This window comes from Bacillus sp. RO1, assembly GCF_012524115.1.
GTDB lineage: Bacteria > Bacillota > Bacilli > Bacillales > Bacillaceae_I > Sutcliffiella_A.
Map to the genome: position 1 here is coordinate 1 of NZ_JAAZWB010000017.1, position 17,171 is coordinate 17,171.

The following is a 17,171-nucleotide window of genomic DNA, read 5'->3' on the forward strand; positions in this document are numbered from 1 at the left end:
TCAGTGGCTTCGCTACGCCTGCGGGGTCTCCACCTAGCGCTAGCTCCCTCAGGAGTCTTCGCCTTTTGCTACAATCACCAGCTAGGAATCATAAAAAACTTTACGTTATCAGTTTTTCAGTGGCTTCGCTACGCCTGCGGGGTCTCCACCTAGCGCTAGCTCCCTCAGGAGTCTTCGCCTTTTGCTACAATCACCAGCTAGGAATCATAAAAAACTTTACGTTATCAGTTTTTCAGTGGCTTTGCTACGCCTGTGGGGTCTCCACCTAGCGCTAGCTCCCTCAGGAGTCTTCGCCTTTTGCTACAATCACCAGCTAGGAATCATAAAAAACTTTACGTTATCAGTTTTTCAGTGGCTTCGCTAAGCCTGTGGGGTCTCCACCTAGCGCTACCTCCCTTAGGAGTCTTCGCCTTTTGCTCCAATCAACAGCTACAATTCACGTTATAGTAGAAAATTCTCAAAACAAAAGGAATGACCTGAGGTTAAATCATCCCTTTTTACTAAGTTGTAACTCTAATTCCATTAATCTAGCAATTTCTTTAGAATCATAGTGAGTTTGTTTTTTCAGTTGTTGGATAACACGTTCTTTTCTCATGGTTGAATGGTGTTGGTTCAGTTTCCACTTACCTTGAAGGTTTTCAACCCTTATCCTCAATCCTACAATTCCATTTAACATGCTTTTGACTGTTTCGAGGTTTTCTTCCAATCTCCAAGGTTCCTCTAGCTCTTTTTCATAGAAGTCTGTTGCTTCTTTCAAGATATATAATAGCGTTTGGTCGTCTTGTATAACTTCTACTTTCCCATGAGCATGGGCACTCACATAATTCCAAGTGGAAACAGTATTCGCTTCTTCATACCATGAAGCAGATATATAGGCATGCGGTCCGTTAAATACTACAAGTGCTTCTTTTGAGTCCAGCGTTTTCCACTGGGGATTTGCTTTTGCCATATGTGAAAGTAACGTAATGCTGCCGTCCTCTTCAGTAGATAGGATGAATGGCAAATGTGTAGCAGTTGGCAATCCTTTGTGTTGAGAGAATAATACTCCAAAGCTGTTTGCACGGATAAATTGGATGATATCGTTTGTTTCTTCCTTTTTAAATTGCTTAGGTATATACATGTTGATAGCTCCTTTACAGTTTCAATAGACTGACTCTTAATGAAATTATATAGGATTTTCTGGGCATGTGGAGAAAAAAATAAGGGAGCTGCCTAAATGACAGCTCCTGAGTATTATAGTTCGGTTTTATCTTTTTGGTCTTTATTTCGCTTGTTTCCCTTGCTATTATCCCCGGCAACTTTTTCGCTCTCGGCTGTAAAGCTGCTTGTAGGGCTGTTCTGATTTTGGCTTCCGCCTTTGTTATACTTTTTCGTCATGATTGTTGGCTCCTTTTGATCGTTTAGAATGACGGTAAGTTATCCAAATTGTTTGTCGGATCCCCGTCGGCGTTTCCTCTTATATACATTTCGCCGTCCTTACCTTTAAATACATTTGCTCCAAGGACAGTGCCTTGATTTACGTCGTTTACAGCTTCTTGATAGGAGAGAACTCTGCCGCTGGATGTTTTAAAACCTGTGATATCACCATCGCCATTTTTCTGAACTGCTACAAATGTTTCGCTCAAAGTAGATCCTCCTTTCTCTATACGATTGTAGCGTTTCCTTGTAGAATAAATTTATACGGTTTTTGGGGAGTAGTTAAGGGAGGGATTACATGAAGAAGTTCAATTGGAATGAAGAAACAGAGAAGGTATGGAATGAGCGAGCAGATTTTTGGCACGAAAACAGTGAAAACATGTGGTTAAACGGTAGCAGGAAGACAATCATTCCATTTATAAAAGAGAGGTTAACTCAAGAAGCGCATGTTTTGGATGCAGGGTGTGGAGATGGTTTTGGTTCCTTCTTGCTAGCTGAGAATGGGTACCATGTAACAGGAGTGGATATTGCAGAAGCCATGATAGAAAGAGCTGTGAAAAAACGGGTACATACAAACATTAAATTTCAAAAGGGGAGTTTGACGGAGCTGCCATTAGAGAATCACTCCATGGATGCCGTGATGGCTATTAATTCTATTGAATGGGTAGAACAACCTCTTCAAGTGTTAGAAGAATTTCATAAAGTGTTAAAGCCAGGTGGAAAATTGTTTTTGGGGTTATTGGGACCAACTGCTGGACCAAGGGCACATAGCTACCAAAGGCTGTATGGAAAAGAAGCAATCTGCAACACCATGATGCCATGGGAGTTTGAACGGTTGGCACTTGAAAATGGTTGGGAACTTTTGGACGGGATGCCCGTATATAAGGAAGAGGCGAAAAAGCTGGATACTACTAATTTACCTCGCTTTTTAAAGCAAGCATTAACGTTCATGTGGGTATTCGAGCTGCAGAAAAAATAGGGAGGAAATTTGTTTATGTCTAAATATTCCATTCAGCAATTTATTCAAAAAAGTAGGCAAGAGGATAAAGGGCAAGGGCTTTTCGAGTTAGAGACAGAAAGAATACTTGAGGTGAATCTTAATGGAGATATTTGGGCAAAAATGGGTTCAATGATCTCCTATGAAGGTTCCATCAAGTTTCAACGGGAAGGAATGTTAGACCACGGTTTGGGGAAATTGATGAAAAAAGCCCTTACCGGGGAAGGTTCACAATTAATGAAGGCCTCAGGAAACGGGAAGCTGTATATTGCTGATCAAGGTAAAAAAATAACAATTCTTGATTTGGAAGGAGACAGCATCTTTATCAACGGCAACGATCTGCTTGCTTTTGAAAAAGGATTGGACTGGGACATTAAACTTATGAGAAGAGTGGCAGGGATGATGGCAGGTGGACTTTTCAATGTAAGGCTGGAAGGTCGTGGTTTGGTTGCATTTACCTCGCACTATGAGCCTCTTACCTTAATGGTGAATCCAGGACAGCCTGTTTATACAGATCCGAACGCAACGGTAGCATGGTCAGGTAACCTCCAACCGGAGTTTGTCACAGATGTACAATTGAAGACTTTCCTTGGAAGAGGAAGTGGCGAATCGATCCAAATGAAATTCGCCGGTAACGGTTATGTTGTAGTACAGCCGTTTGAAGAAGTCTATACAACAGGAGAATAGCACTCCTCCGACACAAAAAACCTTTGCTTAATCACTCTAATGTAGTAAGCTAGATGTTTAACACAAAAAGTTATTAGAGCGGTGTTTAACAGAGTCTGGTTGAAATATATAGGAGTGAAATAAATGAGTAGTGGAAAGAGCAAAGGCGGAGGAACAGGCCGCGGAACAGGTAAAAAGGGATGGAGCCGTTGGCAAAAAGCAGCAAATAAAGCCAAAAGCAACAAACCATACAAGAGTAAAGGTGCAAAAGCAAAAGGAACTAGTGGTTCCGAATAATATAGGTCAAAAGCTTGGAAGCGAAAATTAGCTCCCAAGCTTTTTTTTCTGTGATTTCATACTCGTGTGATTCTTCATTAGTGATATCCTCTCGCTCTCTTTGAGAATATCAGTCATGATCATCTCCTGAGATGAAGGCAAGTACAATTTTTTAATGGATGATTGCAAAGAGAGTTGTTTCTGTTTACTTTTTAGTAAAGAGTCGATGTTATTAAGCAACTCTTCCTGATTTTTCGCTGTCAACGCGGCACCTTTTTCTGAGAAAAATAGTGCATTTTCTTTTTCCTGGCCAGGAACAGGCATATATAGGATGAGGGGGGTACCGGTTGCAGTAGCCTCTGTAAGAGTGATTCCCCCAGGTTTAGTCACCATGACACTTGCAAGCCTGTATAGTTCATCAATTCTCTCAAGATATCCAAAACAATGAAATCTATCTCTGTACCTATTCTCAAGATGTGCCATCTCGTTTCTTAAAGAATGATTTTTGCCGCATACAACAGCAAGTTGATGATCTGTTTTTAACAGAAGTGTTTCACATGTTTCTTTAATATTTTTAAGTACACCATGAGCTCCGGCAATAAGTAAGATTAAATCTTTTTTAGGGCTTATCTGGTATTTGTCAAATAGAATCCTCTTGTCCAACGATTGAGAAAAAGAAGGACGTATTGGGATACCACTTACCATAACTTTGGATTCAGGTACGCCTCTTGAATGGATCTTTGCTTTTAACTCATTGCTCGCAACATAATATTTATCAATATCGTCATGAAGCCAGAGACTGTGCAAGCAATAATCGGTAATGATATTGTATGTAGGTATTACAATCCCTGTCCGACGACGGAATTCAGGAACGGCGTTGATTGGAAATGTGTTTATCAAAATGTCCGGCTTTTCTGTGTCAATCAGTGAAGTAAGCCGTTTAAATCCATATTGGTAATACCAACGAAGCATCTTTTTATTTTGAATGAAATCTGTTCCGTAATAGAACAGCTTATAGAATTGCTTTCCATACGTAAAACTTTTGGAATAGAGCTTCTCTGTCACTTCTGAAATGAATGGATGTGACTCTGCGTACAGGTTGCAAATCTTTACATTATCATACCCTCTTCTAACACACTCTTGGTATAAAGAATTAGCCACTTGCAGATGACCGTTTCCATAAGAAGCAGTCAAAATAATAACCTTTGGCCCGTTATTCTTCATCATCAAGCCTCCTAACTACATTTCTATTTAAAAAAATATTATCAATTTTATGTTATGGAGAAATTAAAGTTTTTCTAATTTTATGTAAATTTTATATGTCCGGGTGAGCAGAACCAATCCATAATTTTTAGGAATAGTGGTACAATAATAGCATTGTAAAAAAATTGCCTCTGTAAAATCATATTGTTGATTTTTGCAGCAACCTAGCTGTTGATTGAAGCAATAGGCGAAGACTCCTCGAAAATGCTACGCATTTTCTTCGTGCGATGCTTCGCTGTCGAAGCCTTCCTTGTCCTGAGGGAGATAGCGTTTAGGGGAGACCCCGCAGGCGCTTTTCCGAGGAAGTTCCCCAAACGCCCCTAGGAAAGCGAAGCCTAGTGCGTAAAACAACAGCGGTGTTTAACAGAGCCAAAAAATAAAAAAGTCTACCATTAAATACGGGGGAATGAAGGATGAAGCATACCAAGACAGCAGTGCAGAGTGATATTGAAATTGCCCAACAAGCTTCAATGAAAAGAATTACGGACATCGCAAATCTGCTTGATATTGAAGAAGATGAAATTGAGCTTTATGGAAAGTACAAAGCAAAGCTTTCACTAGACATTACAAAGCGTTTACATAATAAACAAAATGGTAAAGTAATCTTGGTTACAGCAATAAATCCAACGCCAGCTGGAGAAGGAAAGTCTACCGTTACAGTTGGCCTTGGTCAAGCAATGAATAAACTAGGTAAAAAAACTATTATAGCTATGCGTGAACCTTCCCTTGGACCAACAATGGGGATGAAGGGCGGAGCAACTGGAGGAGGATACTCCCAGGTGTTACCGATGGAAGATATCAACCTTCACTTCACCGGAGATATCCATGCCATTACAACGGCGAATAACGCACTGGCTGCGATGATTGACAACCACATTCATCAGGGAAATGATTTAAAGATTGATACAAGGAGAATTACTTGGAAAAGGGTACTTGACCTTAATGATAGAGCGCTTAGAAAAGTGGTTATTGGAATGGGGGGACCAACACAAGGGGTGCCCCGAGAAGATGGATTTGATATTACGGTTGCTTCTGAAATTATGGCCGTATTCTGCTTGGCAAAAGATGTAGCGGACTTAAAAGAGAGACTTGCTAGAATTGTCATCGGATACGACTTGGAAAAGAAACCAGTGACCGTAAAAGATTTAAAGGTAGAAGGTGCCTTGACTTTGCTCCTAAAAGACGCATGCATGCCAAACCTTGTGCAGACCATGGAACATACGCCTGCCATCATTCATGGAGGTCCTTTTGCCAACATAGCCCATGGCTGTAACAGTGTAATGGCGACGCAAATGGCAGCAAAACTTGGAGATTACGTGGTTACAGAAGCAGGGTTCGGTGCTGACCTTGGTGCGGAGAAATTTTTACATATTAAAACACCTGCACTTGGATTTAATCCTGAAGCAGTGGTGATTGTAGCTACGATCCGTGCCATTAAAATGCATGGAGGCATGTCAAAAGAACAATTAAAAGAAGAGAACCTAGAGGCATTGAGTACAGGAATAGAAAATGTAAAAAAACATGTGGAAACAATAGAAAAGTTCGGATTACCATATGTGATAGCCCTTAATGAATTCATTACAGATACTGCTGCTGAATTAGAGTTTGTGAAAAATTGGTGTGAGGAAAATAACATCCCAATGGCTCTCACTCAAGTGTGGGAACAAGGTGGAAATGGAGGACTTGAGCTAGCAAAAACAGTACTTGAACAAATAGAAGCGAAAGAAACGTCTTATACACCGCTCTATCAATCAGAGGATACTCTAGAACAAAAACTAGAAACAATTGTGAAGAATGTCTACGGAGGATCAGGAGTAGAATTGTTGCCAGCTGCCCAAAAACAACTTCAGCAAATTATTGGAGAAGGATGGGGGCATTTGCCAGTATGTATGGCCAAGACACAATACTCACTAACAGATGATGCAAAAAAACTTGGAAGGCCAGAAAACTTCACGGTTACCATTAGAGAGCTGAAACCATCCGTTGGCGCAGGTTTCATCGTTGCGTTAACAGGGAATATCATGACGATGCCAGGTCTTCCAAAAGAGCCGGCCGCACTGAAAATGAATGTTGATGAAAAAGGCAAAGCGGTAGGCTTGTTCTAATGTTCGATCCAACCGTTTTTGACAATTTGAAAGTAGTCATTGAAGGAGATCTATATGACTTAGACCTTGATGGTGTAGTTAAAATAGTAGAACGAAAAGACATGGTGGACCTTGCCGCCATGTCTAGAACGTTTAGTATGAAAATAGCCGTTAATAATGCGGAGATTATGGGAGAGATTATCCTTTCCTCTGATGCTGAAAACCTTTCTGGAGAAATTCTAAAGCATATAGAGGCCCCTGGATGTACCGTTAAGTTAGTTTTTATCAAAAACGCCTCGGAGGTTTCGAATCTACATCAAGAGGTGAAAAATTGGAAAAATTCCCTTTCGGAAATCTGGACGGAAAGAAACATCACTATTTTCTCCACCAAGAAGCATGCAGAAGAAGAAAAAGAAAATGTGGAATTAAAAGCTGAAGTTATATTCGATAGGCTCATACTTGAAGAAAATATAGATGATTTAAGAGACATGCTCTCATTTATGGTTGAGACTATTATTTAGTTTTACACACAAATAATGGACAGAGAAAACACCTTCATCCATAATAAAAAGAAAAATGAGGTGAATGCATTGACAACAATCTATGATTTTACTGCACCAGATATTAAAGGGAATGAAGTGCCGCTCTCGGAATATAAAGGTTACGTTCTATTAATTGTCAATACAGCAAGTAAATGTGGTTTTACACCACAATTTGAAGAATTAGAGGAACTGTACAAAGAATACAAAGACAAAAAATTTATGGTACTAGGCTTTCCGTGTAACCAGTTTGGGAACCAAGAGCCTGGTAAAGAAGAAGAGATTAATGAATTTTGTCAGTTGAATTATGGTGTCTCCTTCCCAATGTTTTCTAAGGTGGATGTGAACGGGGACGATGCTCACCCGCTATTTGACTATTTAAAAGAAAATGCAAAGGGATTATTGGGATCCAAAGCAGTAAAATGGAATTTCACTAAATTCCTGGTAGACAGAGAAGGAAACGTAGTGGAGCGCTTTGCTTCGGCAACTTCTCCTTCAAAAATGAAAAATGATATTGAAAAATTACTATAATAAATTCACTTTCATTTTTATACGCTAAAGAATAAGTTTACATTAATAAACCTAATATAAAAGCAAACCCTTTTCTTAAAAACAGAGAAGGGTTTTTTGTATTACTATCGAATAGATAATAATATCACTATTCAGGGATTCAATTTGGTACGATCTACGGTTGTAAGTATTATTATCAGAATAGTAGAATAAAATAGTATAAAAGATAGAGAACAGGGGGAATTATTATGGAGAAAATAGCTTGGGTAACAGATAGTACGGCTTATCTGGACGAGATGTTGACAAATCATCCTGATGTTTATAGCATTCCGATGGTGGTCTACTTTGAAAACGAAGAATTTCTTGATGGTGTGACATTATCTTTAGAGGATTTTTATACAAAACTTGAGGCGAGTAACACTCCACCCAAAACATCCCAACCTTCTGTAGGTGCATTTGTTGAGCTGTACAATAAATTGGCAGAATCATACGACAGAATTATATCCGTACATTTATCCAGTCATTTGAGCGGAACCGTGTCATCTAGTACGCAGGCAGGGGAACTTGTAGATATTCCCGTTCACACTATAGATTCCAAAGTCATCTCATTTCCCTTATCTGCAATGGTAAAAAAGGGAATTGAAGCCCAAGAAGCAGGAAAGTCTTATGAGGATATAATAGAAAATCTAAATGAGTTAGCCACAAAATGTGATATATATGTTTTGATAGGCAGTCTTGAACAATTGCACCGGAGTGGACGAATGTCAGGTGTACAAAAGCTATTAGGGAGTCTGCTTCAAATAAAACCGATCATCCAAATTAAAGATGGAACATTGGATGTTGCGGAAAAAGTCCGCACTCACAAGAAAGCGCTATCAAAAATAGTGGATTTTCTAGAAGAGGCTCAAACCAATTCAACGATTAAAGAACTATTTGTCCTTCACGGTACTAACATAGAGGAAGCGGACGCACTAGTAGACAACCTGAAGGGAAAATATCCTGATATACCAATTAATCGCTTTCCGCTATCTACAGCCATTGCAGTACATGCCGGAGTGAATACAATCGGCATTTCCTGGTACAACGAATAAAAATTAACGATACTGAAGGACATATTGAACCTCCTTATCGCCAAGAACATAAGCTCCCAATAAGGTGTAGCCTATACTAATATATCTTGACAAGGTTTCGGCGCAGCTATTAGCAATAGGTTCAGATGGGGCGTGGTCACTCTTAAATACAGCTAATACTTCATTTGTCTTATAATTGCATCTAATAATGACTATATGAGTGCCAAACCAGGCAGTTCCAATTTGAGAACGGTTTATATTCCGAGGATAATACATTCCTTACTCCTTTCTAGCTAATGTGCAACGTCCGCTTACTGCAGACGTAGCCGTTAGCTTTTTTAATGTTATGATAAGCAAGTTTTTAATACAGTTGATTTCCGTTCCAGGTGCTTTGCTTGCCTGAGGGCGTCTGCGCGCCTTCCACTCCAATGAATAAGGTGACCTCATTCAACTAAGGGTTTTTGAAGAGATACCCAAGTTAACCGAAAAAGAACTAACGTTGTGTTCTTATTATTTATAGCTGTTAATTGGAGCAAAAGGCGAAGACTCCTCGAAAATGCTGCACATTTTCTTCGTGCGATGTTTCGCTGCCGAAGCCTTCCTTGTCCTGAGGGAGGTAGCGCTAGGTGGAGACCCCGCAGGCGTAGCCGAGGAGGCTCTCGTCAGCCCCTAGGAAAGCGAAGCCATTTGCGGAAATCAACAGCGGTGTAAAACCAATACCTTAAAAGTAAGAAAGCTGACTCAGCCCATTTTATGAAAGAGAATCGCCATATGTTACACTTATGAGATGACATCCATTGCATTATGGTATAGAAATCGCCTTTTACATGTTAAAATGGAATTGAATCAAATGATAAAGGGAGTTACATTTAGTGATACATAAAGTAGAAGAATACGTAGAATCATTATTTAACAATGATAGCACAGGACATGACTGGTCCCATATTCAAAGAGTCAGAAGACTTGCCTTACATATTGGGAAAGAAGAGAAAGCAAATCTTTTAATGGTAGAAATCATTGCCCTATTGCATGATGTACTCGATGACAAAATAACTACAAATAAAGACAAGGCGAAAGATGAAATAGCCGCCCTCTTGTCTGAACTGCCATTAACTAAAATACATATAGATGAAATTCTTTATACAATAGAAAATATCGGATATAAAGGCGGAAATGGAATAGTACTGGATTCCCTGGAGGGAAAAGTGGTTCAGGATGCCGACAGGCTAGATGCATTAGGTGCCATCGGGACTGCTAGGACATTTATGTACTCAGGAGCAAAAGGGCAAGCGATGTATGATCCTCAAATAGAGGTTAGAACTTCCATGTCATATGAACAGTACAGAGGCGAAAAGTCCACCGCCATTAATCATTTTCATGAAAAATTGTTTCTTTTAATAGATACCCTTCAAACGGAAGAAGCGAAAAAGATTGCGTTGGAACGTCATGAATTTATGAAGAAATTTGTAGATCAATTTATGAAAGAATGGAATGAGATATAACAGGATGAAAATGTTGATTGGGGAAGATTTATCAAAAACATATGTGGAAAAAGTCTTGCTTGGGAAGGCCTCTTTCAGTATACAAGAAAAAGAAAGAGTCGGTTTAATAGGTGTTAATGGTACAGGAAAATCGACCCTATTAAAAATCATTGCTGGACAAGAAACTCCTGATTCAGGTACCATTACTGCTTCCAATGACTATACAATAGGATTTCTATCTCAACAGCCTGAATTGAATGAGTCTTTTTCTGTGATGGAACAAATATTCAGCAAAGACTCAAATACGAACAATGTCATTAGACAATATGAGAAGTGTTTATCGAAAATCCAAGAGGACCCGCTGAACGAAAAACTTCAGGATCAACTTGCTAAGCTGCAAACACAAATGGACCAGCTTCAAGCATGGGATGCAAGTTCAAATGCCAAGGCTATTCTCAATAAACTCGGAATTACGGATACAAACCTACAGATATCCAACCTTTCAGGTGGGCAAAAAAAACGTGTAGCCCTATCTCAGACTTTGGTGGAAGCTGCCGATTTACTTATTCTGGACGAACCTACCAACCATCTGGATTTTGAGGCAATAGAATGGTTAGAAGATTATCTAAGTAAGTACCAAGGAGCGGTACTGCTTGTAACACATGATCGTTATTTCCTTGATAAAGTAACAAACAAAATTTTCGAATTGCATAATGGCTCCATTTATACGTACACAGGTAATTATGGAGATTACCTGGAAGCAAAAGCGATCAGGCAGGAAGAAGAACTTAAAGTAGAAGCAAAACAGAAGAGTCTTTATCGCCAGGAGTTAGAATGGATGCGAAAAGGAGCAAAGGCCAGAACGACGAAACAAAAAGCAAGGATAAAGCGTTTTGAGGACCTAGATGAGAAAGTATCCTCCACTTCCTCTACAGGTGAATTAGAACTTCTTTCAGGTTCTGCTAGGCTTGGAAAAAAAGTAATGGAAATAGAAGATGTATCTCTTCAATTTGGAAACAAGGTAATTCTTAAACATGTAAACTTATTGATCAAGCAAAAAGACAGAATCGGAATTGTCGGACCAAATGGAGTTGGTAAGTCTACACTTTTAAATATCTTTGCTCAGAAAATTTCACCTGACCACGGTAAAGTGGATGTAGGATTGACCGTTAAACTTGGGTACTATACCCAAGAGCAGCAGGAAATGAATCTTGATCAAAGAATGATAGAATATATAAAAGAAGAAGCCGAGGTTATTAAAGGTGAAGACGGGCAGCATATCAGTGCTTCACAGTTACTTGAACGTTTTCTTTTTCCGCCACATTCCCACGGTACTCCAATACGGAAGCTTTCAGGGGGAGAAAGAAAAAGGTTATACTTATTAAGAATACTTATGTCCCAGCCAAATGTATTGCTACTTGATGAACCGACCAATGATTTGGATACAGAGACATTGACCATTTTAGAGGGTTATTTGGAAGAATTCCCTGGGGTTGTCATAACAGTTTCCCATGATCGTTATTTCTTAGATAAAGTCGTTGATGAACTGTTTATTCTGGAAGGTGACGGTAACGTTAAAAGGATTTTCGGTGAATACTCAGACTATGTTCAAGAGAAACAACAAAAGCGTAAAGAACAGAAGCAGTTAGAGCAAGCAAAAAAAGAATCACAAACAGTAACCCGCCAAAAACAAAAAACCTTGAAATTGTCCTACCAGGAACAAAAAGACTGGGATACGATAGAGGAAAGAATTATGGAGCTTGAGGAAAAGCTTGAAACCATTGAGAAAGAGATTGCAACTGCAGGTAGCGATTATGATAGGGTTAGCAAGTGGCTTTCAGAGCAAGAAGAAACCAATCAATTATTGGAAGAGGCAATGAACAGATGGGAAGAACTATCTGAAAAAGTAGAAAAGATAAAAGAGCAATCATAAGAAAAGAAAGGGTGTTTTTTCTTGAATATAAAATCTATTGAACCAACTCCAAGTCCTAACACGATGAAGGTTATCCTAAGTGAAGAATTGCCTGCAGGTTCAAGAAACAACTATACAAAAGACAATAGCGACCTGGCACCTGGAATCATTCAGGATATACTAGAAATAGAAGGTGTTAAAGGAGTTTATCACGTAGCGGATTTTTTGGCAGTAGAAAGAAATGCCCGCTTTGATTGGAAAGGGATACTTTCTGAAGTAAGGGCTGCTTTTGGAGAAGCAGAAGACGACCAAGACACAAAAGATCAAAGATCATTAGAAGGTTTTGGAGAAGTCAAAGTCTTCGTTCAAATGTTCCAAGGAATTCCCATGCAAGTGAAACTAACAGACGGGGAAGAGGAAAAACGTGTTGGTTTACCAGATAGGTTCATGAAAGCCATACTTTCAGTTCAAGAACAGCAAGATAATGTCGTACTTGAGCGTGAATGGAAGGAACATGGTGTCCGCTACGGAGATCTTGAGGCCGTTGGTACGGAGATAGTAGAAGAACTTTCTGCAACATTTACGGAAGAACGTTTGGAAAAAATGTTAAAGCAAGAAAATAATAAGGAAAAATCGAATACAATTAAATCGAAAGAACGTTATAAAGTGACAATGGAAATGCTAGATGACCCGGACTGGTCAAAACGCTTTGCTGCGCTAGATCAAATGGATCCTAAACCAGAAGATATCCCAGTATTGGCAAAGGCTTTAGAAGACGAAAAGGGTTCTATCCGCCGCTTAGCAACTGTATACTTTGGAATGCTTGAAGACTCTGACATTTTACCATATTTGTCAAAAGCACTAAAAGATAAGTCCGTTACGGTTAGGAGAACAGCTGGAGACTGTATGTCAGACCTTGGCGATAAAGCAGCGATGCCTGCCATGATAGAATCTTTAAAAGACAAAAACAAATTAGTCCGATGGAGAGCGGCCATGTTCCTTTACGAGGTTGGTGACGAAACCGCGCTTCCTGCACTTCGAGAAGCAGAGAATGATCCTGAATTTGAAGTGAGCATGCAAGTGAAAATGGCCATCCAACGAATAGAAGGCGGAGAAGAAGCAAAAGGCTCCGTCTGGAAGCAAATGACAGAAAGAAATAACTAAGAACAATACCGGGTTTAAGAAGAATCATAGCAGTTGATTGGAGCAAAAGGCGAAGACTTCAGCGGGGGAGGAGCGACAATGTTGAGACCCCTGAAGAGTTGTGAGGAGGCTCGAGTTCGCCCCGCGGAAAGCGAAGCCATTTGTGGAAATCAACTGCGGTATACGAGGATACCTATGATAAAAGGAGGAAATGGAAAATGTCTATGGCATATGAAGAATATATGAAACAAATAGTAAAACCTATGAGAGATGAACTTACAAGAGCAGGATTTCAAGAACTAACCACAAGCGATGAAGTGGAAGAATACTTCAATAAAATAGAAGGAACAACACTTGTGGTGGTTAACTCCGTATGTGGTTGTGCAGCAGGACTAGCACGTCCAGCAGCAACCCAATCCATTATCCAAGCCGACAAAACACCAGATCACCTAGTAACGGTTTTCGCGGGCCAGGATAAAGAAGCTACATCCAAAATGAGGGAAATGTTTGGAGACATTCCACCATCTTCACCTTCAATGGCCTTATTAAAAGGGAAAGAAGTCGTACATTTCATTCATCGCCATGATATTGAAGCGAACACGATGGAAAACATCATGACCAATCTTCAAGGAGCATTTCACCAATATTGTTAATTCGCTAGGATGTGTGTAGATACTACGCACATCCTTTTATAAAGGAGAAAATTATGATTGTAACCACTGCGGGGAGAACCGATGCAGCAATGATTCAAACTGCAAAAAATATTGCACAAGACCTTGACTGTTCATACATACAAAGAAATAAGAAATCAGTCCATACATTATTTAAGGAATTTGACCAAGAAGTTTTAGTAATAGGGAAAAATCGTTATGAATGGCATCGGATGTATGAGACTGAACCTATTTTTTTTCATCCTAATACAGCCGGATTTCGAGTTAAAAGGTGGCAACATGGCGAGATAGAGCCTTTTTTAAAAGCAACAGATTTAAAAGAGGGAATGAGTTTTCTTGATTGCACTCTTGGTCTCGCATCAGACAGCATTATGGCAAGCTTAGCGACAGGTGAAAAAGGAAAAGTGTACGGCATTGAGGGGAATGAGGTTCTTGCCTATCTTGTGAAAAATGGCCTTGCGGCTTGGCAATCTGACCATATTTCGCTAGAAAAGGCGATGAGACGCATTCAAGTAATCCAAGGAAAGCATCAGGAAGTATTAACGAACTTACCAGATAATAGCTTTGATGTTGTATACTTTGATCCGATGTTCGAAATTGGGATTGAAGAATCAAACGGCATTGCACCGTTAAGAAACATAGCGGTAAAAGATGCATTAAATGAACAAACACTGCAGGAATCAAAAAGGGTTGCCAAAAACAGAGTAGTATTAAAGGACCACTGGCAAAGTGAAAAGTTTGCCCAATACGGATTTACCGTATTAAAAAGAAAAACCGCGAAATTCCATTTTGGCTATATAGAGTGTTAGGCTATGTATAACGGTAACTAGAAGATAGCCAAAATGGTAGCTGGTGATTGGAGCAAAAGGCGAAGGCTCCTTAGGGAGGTAGCGCTAGCTGGAGAGCCCGCAGGCGGAGCCGAGGAGGCTCTCGTCAGCCACTAGGAAAGCGTAGCCATTTGCGGAAATCACCAGCAGTGTCAGTGTATACTAAAAAAACCTCGTGTTGACCTATTCTCAACACGAGGTTTTTTCTGTAAATTCAATCAGCAAAACATAAATAAATCAATGCACCTAAAGTAACAAAGCTTGATACCAAAATTGCAATATCTGCCATGATATTAACCTCCAATATGTACTATTCATTAATATTAACAAAAAAACATAAATAAATGAATAATAATTAAATCATTTTTCATTAAATCACTAGATTAGTGCGTAATCTGTAACAAACGGCATCCAAAAGAAAGTCTTGAAAGCTTAGGTAAGAAAAGTTAACGCAAAATTGATAAAATTTTCTTACTTTTGTGATATACTAGTTTTACATAATACTAGAGAAATTAATAGAATGGGGATATACAGATGGAAAGGAAAACTGTCTTGCCGAAATGGCTTAAGAAATCATTAGTAGTCTTAATTACAGCGCTCACGTTCGGTACAGTATCGCCACCTGCCTATTTGACAATAGACGATCAGAAGGATGATTCGTCGTTTGGCGATGTAACAAGCAAAGAATATAACAATCATTCTAATGAATTTTTAGCACCATTTGAACAAAGGTTGTCTAAAGATTTATTTCTGTCTTTAGCTACAGAACAGGCTGAACAACAAAGTTTTGCAAAGTTCGGATCAAGAATTGGTCCAAAAATACAAGATGAATTTAAAGATGTAATTTTCCCTAAAATGGAACAGGTTCTACAAGATCTTGCAGAAGAGCATCCTGAAGAAGATCTCACTAATTTAACTATTTCTGAAAATCCTACAGGTGGAGATAGCGAAAAGATTTTTCATATTTATCATGCTGTTACAGGAAAAGATCTTATCCGATTTCATGTAAGAAAAGATCATCCTCCACTAGATGGATATTATTTTAACTTTCATTACCATACTTATCACGATGACTTTCATGGCCATCATGCTTTAGGGTCTATTTATTGGGCGAAGAACACGCCACCTAAATGGTTGAGCTAGAGAGAAAGAGGGGGGCCATATGAGAAAATACACGTTAAAAGAGATGAGAGAAACAACAAAAAAGATGTTGGAAGACAGAGGTGTTACGATACAGGATATCGCTGAAATTGTTCTCCTACTACAAAAGAAATATATCAGTAATGTCACCCTGGAAGATTGTATACATAACGTCGAGAAGGTTTTGGAGAAAAGGGAAATTGTCCATGCAGTGTTAACGGGATTGTCTTTGGATATTTTAGCAGAAAAAAAACTGCTACCAGATCCCCTTCAATATTTGGTTGAGACTGACGAACCATTGTATGGTATAGACGAAATTATCCCATTATCGATTGTGAATGTGTATGGGTCAATTGGATTGACAAACTTTGGTTTTCTTGACAAAGAGAAATTTGGAATAATCAAGAGGTTGGATGAACACGATGGAGAAGAAGTTCACACCTTTATGGATGATATTGTATGTGCGCTTGCGGCAGCTGCAGCTAGCAGAATTGCCCACAGATCAAGAGACATAGAGGAAGCTGAATTAAATGAAGAGGAAGTAATTGTATAATCGAACGTTTGAAAGAGTGATTCTATTACAGAATTACTCTTTCTTATTGTTTAGGAAATTATAAAGTAATCGAATTGCGGAGTAGTGTTCATGCTAATTCTTCATCGTCGTGATGAAGAACTCTGTGTGACAAGGATAAAGAAGAAGAATAGTCCTCATTGTCTGTAAGAAGACCTCCTTGATGAGAAAAATGGAGGAGAGAAGTCCTCATCGTCGATATGAAGACCTCGGTGACGAGAAACGAGGAGGAAGGAGGTCCTCATGGAAGTGATGAAGACCTCGGTGACAAGGAAAAAGGAGGAGAGAAGTCCTCATCATCGATATGACGACCTCGGTGACGAGAAACGAGGAGGAAGGAGGTCCTCAAGGAAGTGATGAAGACCTCGGTGCCAAGGAAAAAGGAGGAGAGAAGTCCTCATCATCGATACGAAGACCTCGGTGACGAGAAAAGAGGAGGAGGGAGGTCCTCAAGGAAGTGATGAAGACCTCGGTGACGAGAAACGAGGAGGAGGGAGGTCCTCATGGAAGTGATGAAGACCTCGGTGACGAGAAACGAGGAGGAAGGAGGTCCTCAAGGTAGCGATGAAGACCTTGGTGCCAAGGAAAAAGGAGGAGAGAAGTCC

General features: G+C 39.5%; 18 protein-coding genes. 14 read left to right on the top strand and 4 right to left on the bottom strand.

Features of this window, described 5'->3' with window-relative positions:
- Window positions 1–487: 487 nt before the first annotated feature.
- The 3 genes from HC179_RS00695 to HC179_RS00705 form a co-directional block, all read right to left on the bottom strand.
- On the bottom strand, window positions 488–1,120 hold the full coding sequence (locus tag HC179_RS00695; protein WP_168862594.1) for an FMN-binding negative transcriptional regulator: 633 nt from the start codon (window positions 1,118–1,120) through the stop codon (window positions 488–490).
- Window positions 1,121–1,233: 113 nt separating this feature from the next.
- Window positions 1,234–1,377, bottom strand: a complete 144-nt coding sequence (locus tag HC179_RS00700) for a hypothetical protein (protein WP_168862595.1) — start codon at window positions 1,375–1,377, stop codon at window positions 1,234–1,236.
- A gap of 23 nt (window positions 1,378–1,400) precedes the next feature.
- A complete protein-coding gene (locus HC179_RS00705; protein ID WP_205825174.1) occupies window positions 1,401–1,625 on the bottom strand; it encodes a DUF3892 domain-containing protein in 225 nt (74 codons plus the stop codon).
- Window positions 1,626–1,714: 89 nt separating this feature from the next.
- Here HC179_RS00705 and HC179_RS00710 point away from each other — a divergent pair, with 89 nt between their 5' ends.
- The 3 genes from HC179_RS00710 to HC179_RS00720 all read left to right on the top strand — a co-directional run bounded on the left by HC179_RS00710 (window position 1,715) and on the right by HC179_RS00720 (window position 3,376).
- Window positions 1,715–2,395 (top strand): class I SAM-dependent methyltransferase, encoded by a 681-nt coding sequence (locus tag HC179_RS00710; RefSeq protein ID WP_168862596.1) that lies wholly within the window; start codon window positions 1,715–1,717, stop codon window positions 2,393–2,395.
- A gap of 15 nt (window positions 2,396–2,410) precedes the next feature.
- Entirely contained in the window at window positions 2,411–3,100 is a 690-nt protein-coding gene (locus tag HC179_RS00715) for an AIM24 family protein (RefSeq protein WP_168862597.1), read from the top strand.
- Between the two features lie 123 nt (window positions 3,101–3,223).
- Window positions 3,224–3,376, top strand: coding sequence for a DUF3934 family protein (locus tag HC179_RS00720; RefSeq protein WP_082380726.1), 153 nt, complete (start codon window positions 3,224–3,226; stop codon window positions 3,374–3,376).
- Window positions 3,377–3,403: 27 nt separating this feature from the next.
- Here HC179_RS00720 and HC179_RS00725 read toward each other — a convergent pair whose 3' ends face one another.
- Window positions 3,404–4,579, bottom strand: coding sequence for a diglucosyl diacylglycerol synthase (locus HC179_RS00725; RefSeq protein WP_168862609.1), 1,176 nt, complete (start codon window positions 4,577–4,579; stop codon window positions 3,404–3,406).
- Between the two features lie 452 nt (window positions 4,580–5,031).
- On the opposite strand from HC179_RS00725, the gene HC179_RS00730 reads away from it, so the two are divergent.
- The 11 genes from HC179_RS00730 to HC179_RS00780 all read left to right on the top strand — a co-directional run bounded on the left by HC179_RS00730 (window position 5,032) and on the right by HC179_RS00780 (window position 16,548).
- The gene (locus HC179_RS00730) at window positions 5,032–6,723 is read left to right on the top strand and encodes a formate--tetrahydrofolate ligase (protein ID WP_168862598.1); all 1,692 of its coding nucleotides are present in this window, start codon (window positions 5,032–5,034) and stop codon (window positions 6,721–6,723) included.
- The gene (locus HC179_RS00735; protein ID WP_168862599.1) at window positions 6,723–7,223 is read left to right on the top strand and encodes a hypothetical protein; all 501 of its coding nucleotides are present in this window, start codon (window positions 6,723–6,725) and stop codon (window positions 7,221–7,223) included. Before HC179_RS00730 ends, HC179_RS00735 begins: the two co-directional genes overlap by 1 nt.
- Before the next feature lie 15 nt (window positions 7,224–7,238).
- Window positions 7,239–7,772 carry a glutathione peroxidase gene (locus tag HC179_RS00740; protein ID WP_168862600.1) on the top strand — a complete coding sequence of 178 codons (534 nt, stop codon included), beginning with the start codon at window positions 7,239–7,241 and terminating at the stop codon, window positions 7,770–7,772.
- A 227-nt stretch (window positions 7,773–7,999) separates the two neighbouring features.
- Window positions 8,000–8,842, top strand: a complete 843-nt coding sequence (locus tag HC179_RS00745) for a DegV family protein (RefSeq protein ID WP_168862601.1) — start codon at window positions 8,000–8,002, stop codon at window positions 8,840–8,842.
- 851 nt (window positions 8,843–9,693) lie between these two features.
- Window positions 9,694–10,323, top strand: coding sequence for an HD domain-containing protein (locus HC179_RS00750; protein WP_168862602.1), 630 nt, complete (start codon window positions 9,694–9,696; stop codon window positions 10,321–10,323).
- A gap of 4 nt (window positions 10,324–10,327) precedes the next feature.
- A complete protein-coding gene (locus tag HC179_RS00755) occupies window positions 10,328–12,235 on the top strand; it encodes an ABC-F family ATP-binding cassette domain-containing protein (RefSeq protein WP_168862603.1) in 1,908 nt (635 codons plus the stop codon).
- 21 nt (window positions 12,236–12,256) lie between these two features.
- Window positions 12,257–13,378: a conserved virulence factor C family protein gene (locus tag HC179_RS00760; protein WP_168862604.1), complete on the top strand. Its 1,122-nt coding sequence runs from the start codon at window positions 12,257–12,259 to the stop codon at window positions 13,376–13,378.
- A 197-nt stretch (window positions 13,379–13,575) separates the two neighbouring features.
- Window positions 13,576–14,010, top strand: coding sequence for a BrxA/BrxB family bacilliredoxin (locus tag HC179_RS00765; RefSeq protein WP_168862605.1), 435 nt, complete (start codon window positions 13,576–13,578; stop codon window positions 14,008–14,010).
- A gap of 53 nt (window positions 14,011–14,063) precedes the next feature.
- On the top strand, window positions 14,064–14,837 hold the full coding sequence (locus HC179_RS00770; RefSeq protein WP_168862606.1) for a class I SAM-dependent methyltransferase: 774 nt from the start codon (window positions 14,064–14,066) through the stop codon (window positions 14,835–14,837).
- A gap of 570 nt (window positions 14,838–15,407) precedes the next feature.
- The gene (locus HC179_RS00775) at window positions 15,408–15,998 is read left to right on the top strand and encodes a YpjP family protein (protein ID WP_168862610.1); all 591 of its coding nucleotides are present in this window, start codon (window positions 15,408–15,410) and stop codon (window positions 15,996–15,998) included.
- Window positions 15,999–16,017: 19 nt separating this feature from the next.
- A complete protein-coding gene (locus HC179_RS00780; RefSeq protein WP_168862607.1) occupies window positions 16,018–16,548 on the top strand; it encodes a phosphatidylglycerophosphatase A family protein in 531 nt (176 codons plus the stop codon).
- The last annotated feature ends 623 nt before the right edge of the window (window positions 16,549–17,171 follow it).